10 protein-coding genes are annotated in these 13013 nt (G+C 67.1%); 1 reads left to right on the forward strand and 9 read right to left on the reverse strand.

The features are described 5' to 3' along the window. Positions 1 to 297 precede the first annotated feature (297 nt). A complete protein-coding gene (locus RTY13_RS06060) occupies positions 298 to 1206 on the reverse strand; it encodes a cation diffusion facilitator family transporter (RefSeq protein ID WP_178826559.1) in 909 nt (302 codons plus the stop codon). A 333-nt stretch (positions 1207 to 1539) separates the two neighbouring features. Between RTY13_RS06060 and RTY13_RS06065 the strand changes: the two genes are divergently transcribed. Then, positions 1540 to 2349 carry a universal stress protein gene (locus RTY13_RS06065; protein ID WP_178826561.1) on the forward strand — a complete coding sequence of 270 codons (810 nt, stop codon included), beginning with the start codon at positions 1540 to 1542 and terminating at the stop codon, positions 2347 to 2349. Between the two features lie 118 nt (positions 2350 to 2467). Here the strand turns inward: RTY13_RS06065 and RTY13_RS06070 are convergent, their stop codons facing one another. From RTY13_RS06070 to RTY13_RS06105, 8 genes are all read right to left on the reverse strand, one after another. After that, positions 2468 to 2884: a hypothetical protein gene (locus tag RTY13_RS06070; protein ID WP_178826562.1), complete on the reverse strand. Its 417-nt coding sequence runs from the start codon at positions 2882 to 2884 to the stop codon at positions 2468 to 2470. A 4-nt stretch (positions 2885 to 2888) separates the two neighbouring features. After that, positions 2889 to 3305 carry a DUF305 domain-containing protein gene (locus tag RTY13_RS06075; RefSeq protein ID WP_225910412.1) on the reverse strand — a complete coding sequence of 139 codons (417 nt, stop codon included), beginning with the start codon at positions 3303 to 3305 and terminating at the stop codon, positions 2889 to 2891. Positions 3306 to 3328: 23 nt separating this feature from the next. Beyond that, entirely contained in the window at positions 3329 to 5875 is a 2547-nt protein-coding gene (locus tag RTY13_RS06080) for a heavy metal translocating P-type ATPase (RefSeq protein WP_207826191.1), read from the reverse strand. Between the two features lie 145 nt (positions 5876 to 6020). Then, positions 6021 to 6620 carry a methyltransferase family protein gene (locus tag RTY13_RS06085; RefSeq protein ID WP_178826568.1) on the reverse strand — a complete coding sequence of 200 codons (600 nt, stop codon included), beginning with the start codon at positions 6618 to 6620 and terminating at the stop codon, positions 6021 to 6023. An 85-nt stretch (positions 6621 to 6705) separates the two neighbouring features. Next, entirely contained in the window at positions 6706 to 7308 is a 603-nt protein-coding gene (locus RTY13_RS06090; protein ID WP_178826570.1) for a cation transporter, read from the reverse strand. After that, positions 7305 to 10526, reverse strand: coding sequence for an efflux RND transporter permease subunit (locus tag RTY13_RS06095; RefSeq protein ID WP_178826572.1), 3222 nt, complete (start codon positions 10524 to 10526; stop codon positions 7305 to 7307). Before RTY13_RS06095 ends, RTY13_RS06090 begins: the two co-directional genes overlap by 4 nt. 12 nt (positions 10527 to 10538) lie before the next feature. Beyond that, positions 10539 to 11720 carry an efflux RND transporter periplasmic adaptor subunit gene (locus RTY13_RS06100; protein WP_225910410.1) on the reverse strand — a complete coding sequence of 394 codons (1182 nt, stop codon included), beginning with the start codon at positions 11718 to 11720 and terminating at the stop codon, positions 10539 to 10541. Then, the gene (locus RTY13_RS06105; RefSeq protein WP_178826574.1) at positions 11717 to 12970 is read right to left on the reverse strand and encodes a TolC family protein; all 1254 of its coding nucleotides are present in this window, start codon (positions 12968 to 12970) and stop codon (positions 11717 to 11719) included. The genes RTY13_RS06100 and RTY13_RS06105 overlap by 4 nt, the downstream gene beginning before the upstream one ends. Positions 12971 to 13013: the final 43 nt, after the last annotated feature.

Raw genomic sequence — 13013 nt, forward strand, 5'->3', positions numbered from 1 at the left:
CCACTCAAAATAGACACAGAATCGTCACCTCGTTGGTGAGGGTGGGTTGGACGTGACTATTTTCCAACGCGCCAAATGATGACGCATGAACTCATTGTGCGTCGCACAAATCCAAAGATGACGCCGGAAGATCCAATACGCATTTCCGTACCGGAACCCTCAAAATATTTCAGGAGCGCGAGATTATTCTGGAAGGCTGGCGACTCGGGCCGTCGACGTCGCAGCGCTCGGGTCGGTCATTGCCCCGCGTCCTGAACGAGGGTCCGCAAGGTCGGAGATGTACGGACCGGTTCAACCCTATGGATGAGCGATACGCCCGTGACCCAAGGCCTCCCCCTCCCCGGCCGGCCCGGATTCGATCTGGACGGCGGCGTGATCGATGCCATGGACGTCGTTCATCTGCGCCAGAACCGCACGACGAACCCGCTCAGCGTCCCAGCCTTCGGCAAGAACCAGGTGAACGGAGCCGTTCACATCATCGCTGCTGACGCCCCAAAGGTGCAGGTCATGGACCTCGGCCACCCCCGGCACGGCGGCGATCGTCGCTCGCACAGCCTCCAAGGACAGGTCCTTGGGCACGCCTTCCAGCAGGATATGGGTGGTGTTCTTCAAGAGCATCCAGGTGCGCGGCAGCACCCACAGACCGATGCCGATCGCGACCACCGGATCAATCCAGGCCCAGCCCGTCAACATGATGAGGACGGCCCCGCCGATCACCCCGACGGAACCCAGCATGTCGGCCCAGACCTCGAGATAGGCCCCCTTCACATTCAGGCTGGCGTTCGCACCGGAGGCCAGCAGCCGCATCGACACCAGGTTCACGACCAGGCCCAGGGAAGCCACGACCAGCATCCCGACGGAGCCGACGGGTTCGGGCGCGAAAAGGCGCAGAACGCCTTCATAGAGGACGTAGCCCGCCACCAGAAACAACAGGACGGCGTTGAAGGCGGCGGCGAGGATTTCGAACCGACGATAGCCGAAGGTCCGCACGGAGTCTGCCGGCCGCTCGCCAATCTTGATCGCCGCCAGCGCGATCGCCAGCGCAGCCACATCGGTGAACATATGGGCGGCGTCCGATAGCAGGGCCAAACTCTTGAACACCACGGCCCCGACGACTTCGGCGATCAGAAAGGTCGTCGTCAGGACGAGCGCCCACATCAGGCGTTTGCTGCTGGCCCCTGCCCCATGAGCATGTCCTTCGGCCATAGCGGTCTGCTCCTGGTCAGGGCTTCCAAGCTTCGCCCTCAAATGATCATTGGCGAACACGCCTCGCCTCGCAACAATCATGATCCTGCGGGCTTCTATCCTCATGGACCTCGCCCCTATCGAAGACACGTCAAACGCACAGCTGAACCGACGTCCCGATCGTCAGGGAACAGACGCTGCGGAGTCGTTGGAACAGAGACAGGGATGCCTTGATGATCCAGCCCCTGGATGTGTGATCTGGATCAACGCAACGGCGCCGCCAATGAGCAAGCTAGACGGACATGCTCGACGCCCTGCGCCGCCGGCATGCAAGGACTGGAAAGGAGAACATCCATGACCTACCGCGACATCATCGTCGATGCTACGCCAAGGGACGGTCTCGTCCAGACCCTGGAGCGTGCGCGCGACCTGGCCGCAGGGTTCGACGCCCGACTGAAGGCGGTGTGTTTCGCCTGGCCCCGGACGTCGGTGCTCAGGACGGCTCTGGCGAGCAACCCCCTGTCGGTCCTGGAAGAGACCCGAAGAATGGACGCCGCCCTCGCCGGCGCCCACGACGCCTTCCTCCAGGTGTTCGGCTCCGGCTCGAAAACCGCCGATTGGCTTTCCGGCATGGGGGAGCCCGGTCCCCCCTTGCGCGATCATCTGCTCACCGCCGATCTGCTCGTCACCTCGTCGGCGCCGCCGATGGCCTGTGCGCTTCCCAACGCCGGAGAGCTCGCCCTGCACGGCGGCGGCCCCGTTCTCCGTCTTGGAGCGGCGGCCGCAAGCGGCGATCTCTCGAATGCGGTCATCGGCTGGAAGGACGCGCCCCAGGCGAGACGCGCCCTGCATGATGCTCTGCCGCTGCTCCGGCGGGCTCAGACCGTCACCGTGGTCGGGGTCGGCGACGAGGTCGAACAAGGCCAGCTCGAAGACGTCGCCGCTCATCTGAAGCGGCACGATGCGCCGGCCGCCGTCCGCCATATACCGGCGACCGCGGGATCCACGGGCGCCGCGGACCTCCTCGCCGAAGCCCACCGTCTCGGCGCCGACCTGATCGTAACGGGGGCCTTCGGTCGCGGTCCCCTGGCGCAGCGCATGTGGGGCGGCATGACGAGCGGTCTTCAGGACGACGCCGAACTATCGTGGCTGATGTCGCATTAGGTCCACCCATGCGCTCCACTCGCCTGGGAAACGCCGCCTTCCGTCTGCGACGGGAAACAGATCGCCTGGCGTTTCCGTGGGTCGGTTAAAGACCCTAGCCGAACGATCGGCATGAATCCTAGGGCCTCGCGGTTCCCGCCGCCGTCGGGACACTATGCTCATGAGTCCGTAGCTGGATCTCTCCGCGACCGGCATAGAAGCAAATTGTTCCCACGATCCCGAGCAGGCCAATGCAGGCCGTCGAAATCAGGGCGACGCGGTCTCGCCGCCCCACGATCAGACAGCCGATCGCCGCCATGCCCATGAAGGCGCCGTACCCGAGGTGCAGCGGAACCTTGTAGGCGCCGAGCAGGATGACGGCCACGCATAACATGATGGCGGCCGTGATGAGGCTGACGACCGCAGCCGCCAGGATCTCGAGCACCGGCCGAGGCTTCTCGAGGCGTTTGAAACCGGGACGGCGGTTCCGCTTCCCGTAACGCCCCTCGCGCCAGCGCTGGCCGCGTTCGCGGCCCTTGAAACGGTTCTTCGCCATGGCCTCAGGACCGGGCGGCCGGCGCCGCCCCTCTCTCGCGTCGCACCAGCAGCAGCCTGATCCGCAGGATCTGGGCTTCCTGGTTGCGGATCGTCTCCTCGGCGAACCCGCGTACCTCCGGGTCGTCGCCGTATTCCAGGGCGATGCGCGCCATTGCGGCCGCGCCCTCGTGACGGGCGATCAATCCCCGCAGGAAGTCCTCATCGGCGTCGCCGGTGTAGTCGATGTCCAGGCTCTGGGACATCCGGACGCTCGCCTCGCGATAGGAGCGCGTGGAGGCACTGTCGGAGGGCGCGTCGGCATGGCCCGCATGGTTATCGATCGAGCGGCCGTCCACCGCAGGCCGGGTGTCGACCTGGGTCCGCGACGGCAGCGAAAACAGGCCGAATGCAAAGGCCGAAAGGGCGAGAAACAGGGCCACGACCGACGCCCACCTCATCCGTTTCATGAGGACTTCCCCTGAAGCACGGGAGAGCCTGCGACGTCCCCGAGGTTTTCATCCCGTTTCAACACCGATATCGGGTCACGATAGCCGAGAAGACGCAAGGCGTTGATCACCACCAGCAATGTCGAGCCTTCATGCAAGGCGACCGCCGGACCTATGCCCAGGCCGAGAACTGTGGCCGGCACCAGGAAGGCGACGACGCCCAGGCTGACGACCAGGTTCTGGAGAATGATCCTGCGGGTTCGCCGACTGAGCCCGATCGTGAAAGGCAGGTGCGAGAGATCGTCGGCCATCAGAGCCACGTCGGCGGTCTCGAGGGCCACGTCGGAGCCGGCGGCCCCCATGGCGATGCCCACAGTCGCCGTCGCCATGGCGGGGGCGTCGTTCACGCCGTCGCCGACCATGGCGACCTTGGCTTCGGCGCGCAGACGTTTGATGGCGTCGACCTTGTCCTCCGGCATGAGGTCGCCCCATGCCTCGGTCAGACCGATCTGTCCGGCGATCGCCTGAGCCGCCCTCTGGTGATCACCCGAAATCATGATCATGCGCTGGACGCCCAGGGACCTCAGCGCCGTGATCGCCGACCGTGCGGCGGCTCGGGGCGTGTCGAGGAGGCCGATCACGCCGAGGTCCCGCGCGCCTCGGCGCACCACCATCAAGGTTCGCCCTTGCAGGCGCAGTTGCGTGACGACCATGGCCGCTTCATCGCTCAGCCCCGCGACGCCGTCGGCGCCGAACATCTCCGGCTTGCCGATCCAGATCGTGTCGCCTCCGAGCTGAGCCGTTACGCCTTTTCCGGTCAGGCTCTTCAGGTCAGACGCAGCCGCGATCGTCGCCTCCCCCAGGCGCTCCCCTCCGTCCCTCGCGATGGCTTCCGCCAACGGGTGGTCGCTCAGGCGTTCCACGGCGACTGCGGTGGCCAGGAGATCGCTTTCATGCGTTCCGCGCACGGGAATAATGTCAGTGATGCGTGGGCGGCCTTCGGTCAGAGTGCCGGTCTTGTCAAAGGCGATGGCGTTGAGCGAGCCGAGGTTCTCAAGCGGCGCGCCGCCCTTGATCAAAACGCCGGCCCGGGCCGCACGTGCAACCCCGGACAAGACGGCGCTCGGCGTGGCGATGGCCAGCGCGCACGGGCTAGCGGCGACCAGCACCGCCATGGCCCGATAGAAGCTGTCGCGGAACGGCTCGTCGACCACAACCCAGGCGAACAGCAGGACAAAAGCGAAGGCGAGCACCAGGGGCACGAATACCCGCTCGAAACGGTCCGTGAAGCGTTGGGTCGGCGATTTCTGGGTTTCCGCCTCGGTGACCATGCGGACCACCTTGGCAAGGGTGGTGTCGCTGGACTTGCGGGTCGTCTCGATCTCGATGGCGCCGGCGCCGTTGATGGTGCCTGCGAAGACGATGGACGCCGATCCGATCTGGGCGGTCTGGGCGCGTGCAGAAGCCAGGTCTGCGACCGGCTGCTTGTCGACCGGCATGCTCTCGCCGGTCACCGGCGCCTGGTTGATGCTGGTCGTGCCGACCACCACGAAGCCGTCGGCCGGCAAGCGTTCATTGGGCCGGACCACCACGGTGTCGCCCACCTGGAGTTCTTCGACCGGCAGTTCGACGACCTGATCGCCTCGGCGCACGCGGGCGGTGCGGGGCGCCAGGTCGGCAAGCGCCTCGATGGCGCGCTTGGCCCGCCCCATGGCGTAGTGCTCCAGGGCGTGACCGATGCTGAACAGGAACAGAAGCAGCGCGCCCTCGGCCCAGGCGCCGAGCGCCGCCGCGCCTGCGGCGGCGACAAGCATGAGGGTGTCGATCTCGAAGCGCTTGCGGCGAAGGTTCTCGAACGCCTCGCGAACGGTGAAGAAGCCGCCGAACCCGTAGGCGGCGATGAACAGACCGAGAGGCATCCACGCCGGGACGCCGGCCGCCAGCTTCTCTATGGCGAAACCCAGCCCCAGCAGACCGCCGCAAGCCAGGGCGAAGATCAACTCCGTATTGGGCCCAAGCAAGCCGCCGTGGGCATGGTCATGCTTCTCGCCCTCCATATGGGCGTGCTCATGGGAGCCTTCCTCCCTGGAGGGATGCGCCGGCGCCGAGGTTTCCGACGGCGTATCAGTAGCCCGCAGACCCTGGGACTGAATGAAGCGATCGATTTCCGACCAGCTCGCCAGCCCCCGATCGAACTCCAGATGGAAGGCGCCGGACACATCCACCGCCGCCTCGACAATCCCGTCCTGCTCCGCAAGAGCGTCTTGAACGGTTCGGGCGTGGCGTGCATGGCGCAGCCCCGTCAACCAGCCGCTGACATGCCCGAAGCGCTCGCTGATCTCCACACCCGCCTTGAGAGCCGCCTGACGCACCTGCTGCAGGGTCACCAGGTCGGGGTCGTAATGAATGCAGAGGACAGGGACACCGTCCCTATCGGCAAGATGAGCCTCGAACACGCCCTGCCTTTCGCGCAGGGACGTGATCAGGCGATCGACGCAGGCGTCAGAGCCCCCTGGCACGTCGGGCAAAAGGCGGGCAAGCGTCAGTCTTATGGTCCTGGTCATCGGCGAGCTCCAGGCGTCGAGAACAATAGGTGATCAAGCGGCGATCGATGGCCATTCGCCCTGCCCGTCGTGCAGTTCGCCCTAGCGAAAGCCGTTGCGTGAAAGTCCGTCCGGTTTCGTTTGATCACCTCGCTTCTCCCCGGTCTCACGGCAGTTGCAGAATGGCGTCGAACCAGCCGAGATGCTGCAGGCGTTCGAGCGCCTCAAACAGCGGAAGCGCCAGAAGAAAGACCAGCCCGTCGCGCACCGTCCGAACAAAAAAGGCCGGACGGATGAGCACCTCCGCCTCATCCCGCCAAAGCGCGGGGTTGGGCAGAAAACGGGGGGTCCGCGCGCAATAGGCTTGATAGGGCGCGCCAAAGGCCTCGGTCAGATAGCCTTCCTCGCGGGCGACCACGATCCGGAACACGAGCCAGCAGATGAGGGTGAACACGAAGGCGACGCTGAGGCTGCCGGACAGGGCCCCTACGCCGAATGCGCCGATGAAGCTGAAGACATAGAGGGGATTTCGACAGATTGAATAGGGTCCGGCGGCGACGATCTCCTGCTTCTTGCGCCCGCCGATGTAGAGAGAGCACCAGCTGCGGCCGATGATGCAGGCCATGATGGCGACGAGGCCGAGGTGTTCGACCGGGTGTTCAAGCGCCGGCACGGCCGTCACGAGCGTCGTCCACGCCAGGAGCGCGAGAAGACAGGCGGCGATGAAGAGCTTCCGCCATCGCTGCACGGATTGAATGTCGATCATTGATCCAAAATCCTCTTCTGGAGCGGGCGCTGTCGCCCGTTCGATCCAGGGGGAAGCGATAAGCCGCAGGGCGGGTTGGGCAGCGTCATTCGCGCGGCTCCCCGTTCGTTCCGGACCGGCCGGCTTCGCCCAGAATGTCGATTCCGCCCTTCGCAGCGATGGCGGCGACGAGGACGCCGACAAGCAGGTCCGGCCAGGCCTGTCCGAGCCACATGACCAGAAGGCCGGCGATGAGAATGCCCCCGTTCGAGGCAAAATCATTGAAGCTGAAGGTCTCGGCCGCCTTCATGTTCACGTCGCCGCTGGCCTGGCGACGGATCATCTGCAGACAGATGAGGTTGACCACCGCCGCCACGACCGCAAGACCGATCATGATGGGACCCATCGGTTCGGTTCCGGTCAGGAACCGACGCCCGGCGTCGATGAGAACGCCGCCTGCGAAGACGAGAAGCATGACGCCGGAAAGGCCCGCCGCCCCCCTCTTCCATGACTCCGCGCGGCCGATCGCCAGAAAGCTGATCAGATAGACTGCGGCGTCGGAGGCGTTGTCCACGGCATTGGCCAACAGAGCGCTGGAATCGGCGGCCCAGCCGCCGATTCCGAGCCCTGCCGACAGGCCGGCGTTGAGACCAAGAACCGTCAGCAGCGTACGACGCTGCTGACGGTCGTCCTGATTGCGAGCAATCAATCCTCGATCCCCTCCGATTTCCGATGCTTGACCGCCTTGGCGGCGAAAGTCGGCAGAACCAGCAGCGTCAGGGCTGTCGCCGTCAGCAGACCGCCGATGACCACAGTGGCCAGCGGCTTCTGCACCTCGGCCCCCGCCCCGTGCGCCAGCGCCATGGGAATGAAGCCGACGATGGCCACCAGGGCCGTGGTCAGCACCGCTCGCAGGCGACTGGACGCCCCTTCGATGGCGGCCGCGACAGGCTCAAGTCCGGCCTGCAGCCGCTCCCGGATCGCCTGCATCAGCACCAGTCCGTTCAGGGTCGCAACGCCCGACACGGCGATGAAGCCAACCGCCGCCGACACCGAGAAGGGCATCCCCCTGAGCAACAGCGCCAGCGCCCCGCCGACCAGGGCCAGAGGCACGCAGGCAAAGACCAGGCCGGCCTCCGCAAACGATCCCAGCGCCATGAACAGCAGGACGCCGATCAGGATGAAGACGATCGGGATCACCAGACCCAGGCGCTGTTCGGCCCGTTTCAGGTTCTCGAACTGTCCACCCCAGTCGAGGCGATAGCCGACCGGAAGGGCGATGTCGGCCACCGCCGCCTGGGCGTCGGTCACGAAGCCGCCGAGATCGCGACCGCGCACATTGGCCTGGACCACCATGCGTCGGCTGCCGTTCTCACGGCTGATCTGGTTCGGTCCTTCAGCCGTCTCGATACGCGCGACCGACGACAGGGGCACGATCACCCCCGTGCTCGAGACGATGGGCAGGGCGGCGAGGGTCGCCGGATCGTTTCGCGCGTCATCCGGCAGACGCACGACGACATCGAAGCGACGGTCGCCCTCGAAGATACGACCCGCCTCGGCGCCCCCGACGGCGGCCGAGACCGCCTCCGAGACGTCGGCCGCCGACAGCCCGTAGTTGGCCGCCGCGAACCGATCGACGCTGATGGTCAGGGTCGGCAGGCCGGACGCCTGCTCCACCCGCACGTCGGCCGCGCCGGGCGTGGCCCGCAGCTTGGCGGCCACCGCATCAGCCGTCTTCTGCAAGGTGTCGAAATCGTCGCCATAGACCATGACCGCGAGGTCGGTGCGGACGCCCGAGATCAGTTCGTTGAAGCGTAGTTCGATCGGCTGGCTGAACTCGAAGCTGTTGCCGATCTGCTGGCTGGCGACATCTTCAATCCGGGCGATCAGGTCTTCCTTCGACAGCTTGGGATTCGGCCAGTCCTTGCGATCCTTGAGGATGATGACCGCGTCCGAGATGTTGGCGGGCATGGGGTCGACAGCGGCCTCGGCCGTGCCCGTCCTGGAGAACATGGTCTCCACCTCGGGCTGAGCCTTGATGGCGCGTTCAAGGGCCATCTGCATGGCCAGGGATTGCTCCAAAGAGGCGGAAGGCACGCGCAGCGACTGCATGGCGATATCGCCCTCGTCCAGGGTCGGGATGAACTCCCGGCCCAGGCTCATGAAGGAGACGGCCCCCACGCCCAGCATCGCCAGGGCGGCGATCAGGACCACCTTGGGACGAGCGACGGCCGCGCCGATGGCCGGCTGGATCCACCGACGAGCAAATCGCAGGATGCGGGTCTCATGCTCCTCGGCCTTGCCGTCCGGTCCCAGATGGACGGTCTTGGGATCCCTCACCAGGAGAGCCGTCATCGCCGGCACGAAGGTGAAGGAGAAGATGAAGGCGCCGACCAGGGCCAGCATGACCGTCGCCCCCATGGGCACGAAGGTCTTGCCCTCCACCCCTTCCAGCATCAGCAGCGGCGTGAAGACCAGGAGGATGATCAGCTGGCCGAAGGCGGCCGGTTTGACCATCTGGCGCGCCGCCTGCATGGCCACGCCGAGACGTTCGTGACGGGTCAGCATCCGCCCCAGTTCGCCCCGCCGCTGGGTCAGCATCAGCAGGGTGTTTTCGATCACCACCACGCCGCCGTCGACCATCAGGCCGAAGTCGAGCGCGCCCAGGCTCATCAGGTTTCCGCTGATGCCGAAGCGGTTCATGCCGATGACGGCGAACAGGAAAGACAGCGGGATCATCAGGGCCGTGATCGCCGCCGCCCGGAAGTTTCCGAGCAGCAGGAACAGGACGACGATGACGAACAGGGCGCCTTCGATCAGGTTGCGCGCCACGGTCGAAATGGTCGAGTTGACCAGATCGCTGCGGTTCAGCACCGGCGCGGCGACCACGCTGGGCGGCAAGGTGGCCGCCACCTGTTCCAGCCGCTCGGCCGCGGCCTGAGCCACGGTTCGGCTGTTCTCGCCGGCCAGCATCAGGGCGGTGCCCAGCACCGCCTCATGCCCGTCGCGGCTGGCCCCGCCGAGGCGCGGCGCCTGGCCGATCTCGACCGTCGCCACATCGGCGACACGAACCACCAGACCGCCGCGATTGACGACCGGCGCCTGGGCCAGGTCCTCGACCGTCGTGGCCAGGGCGTCGGTGCGGACCACCAGGGCCTCGCCTGCCCGCTGGACATAGCCGGCGCCCGCCTGGGTGTTGGCCCGGTCCAGCGCCTGCACCAGATCATTCATGCCCAGGCCGTAGCGGGTCAGGGCGGCGGCGTCAGGCCGGACGGCATATTCCTTTACATAGCCGCCGTTGACGTCGACCCCGGCCAGGCCGGGCGCCGTGCGCATCTGCGGGGCGATGATCCAGTCCTGAACCGTGCGCAGATAGGTGGCGCGCTGCTGCGGCGTGGTCAGCCGCTCGCCTTCCGGCGTCAGATAGGATCCGTCGGCCTGCCAGCCGGGCTTGCCGTTGGCGACCGTGGTCTTGGGGCTGAAGGGGACATAGTCGACCGTCCACATCAGCACCTCGCCCAGGCCGGTCGTGATGGCCGACAGATTGGGCTCGACGCCTTCGGGCAGCTTCTCCGACGCCTGCCGCATCCGCTCGGCCACCTGCTGGCGGGCGAAATAGATGTCGGTCTGGTCGGTGAAGACGACGGTGATCTGGCTGAAGCCGTTGCGGGACAGGGAGCGGGTGCTCTGCAGTCCCGGAATGCCGGCCATGGCCGTCTCAAGCGGATAGGTGACCTGGCGTTCGATCTGCTCGGGCGCCAGCGCCGGGGCGACGGTCGTGATCTGGACCTGTCGATTGGTGATGTCGGGAACGGCGTCGATCGGCAGTTTGGTCAGTTCGAACAGGCCAAGCGCGGCGACGAGCGCCACGGCCAGGACGACGAACCAGCGAAAACGGACGGACGCTTCGATAAGAGCTTTAAACATATTCCGTCGCTCCTAGTGGCCGTGCTCGGCTTCGCCCTTGGCGAGCTCCGCCTTGAGCAGGAAGGCCTTGGCCCCGGCGATGCGTTCGGCGCCGGTCAGGCCCCGCACGATCTCCGTCCGGCCGCCGGCCTGGCGGCCGACCATGACCGGAACGGCGCGGAAGCCGCCTTCAACCTGGACGAAGACGACAGTACCGCCATCGACCGTCTGGACGGCCTCGGTAGGAACGGTCACGCCGTCGGCTTCGCCGCCCGTCACCAGGGCGCCGCTGACCGGCGAACCGGCCGGCGGCAAGGCTCCGCCGGCCGGCCGGGCGCGAATGACCGTCGCACCGCTCTCGCCGGCGCCGCCCGCGGCTACGCCCGTGACGATCGCATCGAATTCACCGGCAGGACCTTGAACACGCAACGACGATCCCGCCCGAACCTGGGCGGCCAGGGCCGGCGGCGCATTGAACACCAGTTCCACACGCGCCGGGTTGGTGACCTCGGCGACCACGCCGCCCTGAGGCGCGAACCCGCCCGGACCGACCAGAACCGAAGTCACCACGCCCGAGATCGGGCTGGAGACGCTGATCCGCCCCGAGGCATTGGGCCCGCCTGCAGCAGAGGCGCGGGCGCGCGCGGCCCGGGCCGCGGCGTCGGCGCTGAGCGATTGGGCGCGCGAGGTTTCGACCTCCTGGCGCGCCACCACGCCCTGGGACGCCAGGCTGTCGTTCCTCTGATAGGCGCGCCGCGCCGCGTCAGCCGCCGCAGCGGCGGCGTCGGCGTCGGCGCGGAAGGTGGCGGCGTCGCCGCTGACCAGCACCGCCAGGGCCTGGCCGGCGCGTACCGACTGGCCCGGCGCCACCAGAACCCGCTCGACCCGGCCGCCCACTGAAGCGGCCACGGCGGCGCGCGCATCGATCATGGGTTCAACACGGCCGGCAAGGCGGGTCTCCCCGCCTCCACCGCGCCCGACCGCCATAACAGTGATGCCTGAAGCTTCGATCTGCGCAGGGGTCAGGTTGATAACGCCCTCCTCCGCTTCGCCCGCGGCTTCGCCTTCATGGCCGGCTTCTGCGGGCGCCTCAACCGCCGGCGAGGGCGCAGGCCCGTCGCGGGTCATGAGGAAGGCCGCGCCGCCGATGACGATGACCGCAACGGCGGCGCCGGCCATCAGCCAGGTCTTTCTGGTCTTGATCAGGGTGTTCACAGGGCGGCTCCAAACGGGATGCGGCCTTGCAGGCGCGCGAGGTCGATTTCCGCACGGACGCGCGCGAGGCGGGCGTCAACGGCGGCGGTGCGGGCGGAGATCAGGGCGGCGCGGGATGCGCGCAGTTCAAGCTGGGAGATGCGTCCGGCTTCGAAACCCAGCCGAGAAAGGCGATAGGCCTCCTCGGCCGAGGTCACGCCGGCGTCCGTCGCTCCCACGCGACTGACGGAGGCGTTGAGGCGCGCCAGAGCCGCGCTTCGATCGGCGGCTTCTTCGAGGCGAGCGCCGTCGAGACGGGCTTCCGCCGCCCGGAACTCAGCCTGGGCCGCCTGGATATTGCCCCGATTTCGATCGAACAGCGGCAGGGGCATGCTGACGCCGAACGTCAATGCGGTGGCGTCTTCGGCTTCGTAGCGCCTCACCCCGACCGAAGCGCTGACGTTGGGACGAGCATTGATCCGCTCCACCCGGATACGCCGTTCGGCCGTGTCGCGCTCCGCTTCCGCCACGCGCACGACGGGCGAAATCGATCCGGAGGGCTCCGACGCCGATGGCGTGCGATCCAGAACGCCTGCGTCGATGGAGGTGACGGCCGTCGGCAACATCGCCGTCGCCGTCAACCGCGCGAAAGCGGCCTCGCGTTCAGCGCCGGCCTCGTCTTGCGAAGCACGCGCCGAGGCCGCCTCGGTTTCCGCCTGAATGCCGCGCAACAGGGGTTCTCGCCCCTCTTCCACCAGCAACAGGGCGGCGCGAGCGTCGGCCAGGGTGATGGTCAAGGCCTCCTTGGCCAGTTGAAATCGACGATCAGCCGCCTCGGCCTCGGCGTAAACCAGCGCCAGCCGACCCGCAGCGTCTACGCCGGCGAGATCGCGGCGAAGAGCGGCTGCGCCGGCTTCCCCGCGCGCGACCTCCACCCTGGCGCTGCGACGCCCCCAGAGTTCAAGGTCCTGGGTCACAGCCAGGCTGGTCTCGGCATTGCTGTAGCCGTCATAGGGACCGCTCCCCAGGACGCCGTCGACGCTCAGGCCGAGTTGAGGATTGGGGCGCACGCGCGCCTGACGAACGCGCGCCTCGGCGGCGTCGAGCAAGGCGCCGGCCTCGACGTTGACCGGCGTCTGGCCGATGCGTCCGAGCAGGGTTTCATAGCTTGGCGCAGGATCAGCCCAGGCAGGTGCAGCGGCCGCTGTCGCTACGGCGACCACGGCGCAGCCGGCCGCCAGGAGCGGCGACCGACGATGTGAGGAAGACATGGTTCATTTCCCAGATTTCTGACGGATGGGCGCACGAAGGCGC

The sequence above is a fragment of the Brevundimonas sp. genome (assembly GCF_032055285.1).
In the GTDB taxonomy this organism is placed as follows: Bacteria; Pseudomonadota; Alphaproteobacteria; order Caulobacterales; family Caulobacteraceae; genus Brevundimonas.

Coding starts and splice junctions, on each gene's coding strand:
- RTY13_RS06060 (WP_178826559.1), bottom strand. CDS start 1,206: ATGGCCGAAGGACATGCTCATGGGGCAGGGGCCAGCAGCAAACGCCTG.
- RTY13_RS06065 (WP_178826561.1), top strand. CDS start 1,540: ATGACCTACCGCGACATCATCGTCGATGCTACGCCAAGGGACGGTCTC.
- RTY13_RS06070 (WP_178826562.1), bottom strand. CDS start 2,884: ATGGCGAAGAACCGTTTCAAGGGCCGCGAACGCGGCCAGCGCTGGCGC.
- RTY13_RS06080 (WP_207826191.1), bottom strand. CDS start 5,875: ATGACCAGGACCATAAGACTGACGCTTGCCCGCCTTTTGCCCGACGTG.
- RTY13_RS06085 (WP_178826568.1), bottom strand. CDS start 6,620: ATGATCGACATTCAATCCGTGCAGCGATGGCGGAAGCTCTTCATCGCC.
- RTY13_RS06095 (WP_178826572.1), bottom strand. CDS start 10,526: ATGTTTAAAGCTCTTATCGAAGCGTCCGTCCGTTTTCGCTGGTTCGTC.
- RTY13_RS06105 (WP_178826574.1), bottom strand. CDS start 12,970: ATGTCTTCCTCACATCGTCGGTCGCCGCTCCTGGCGGCCGGCTGCGCC.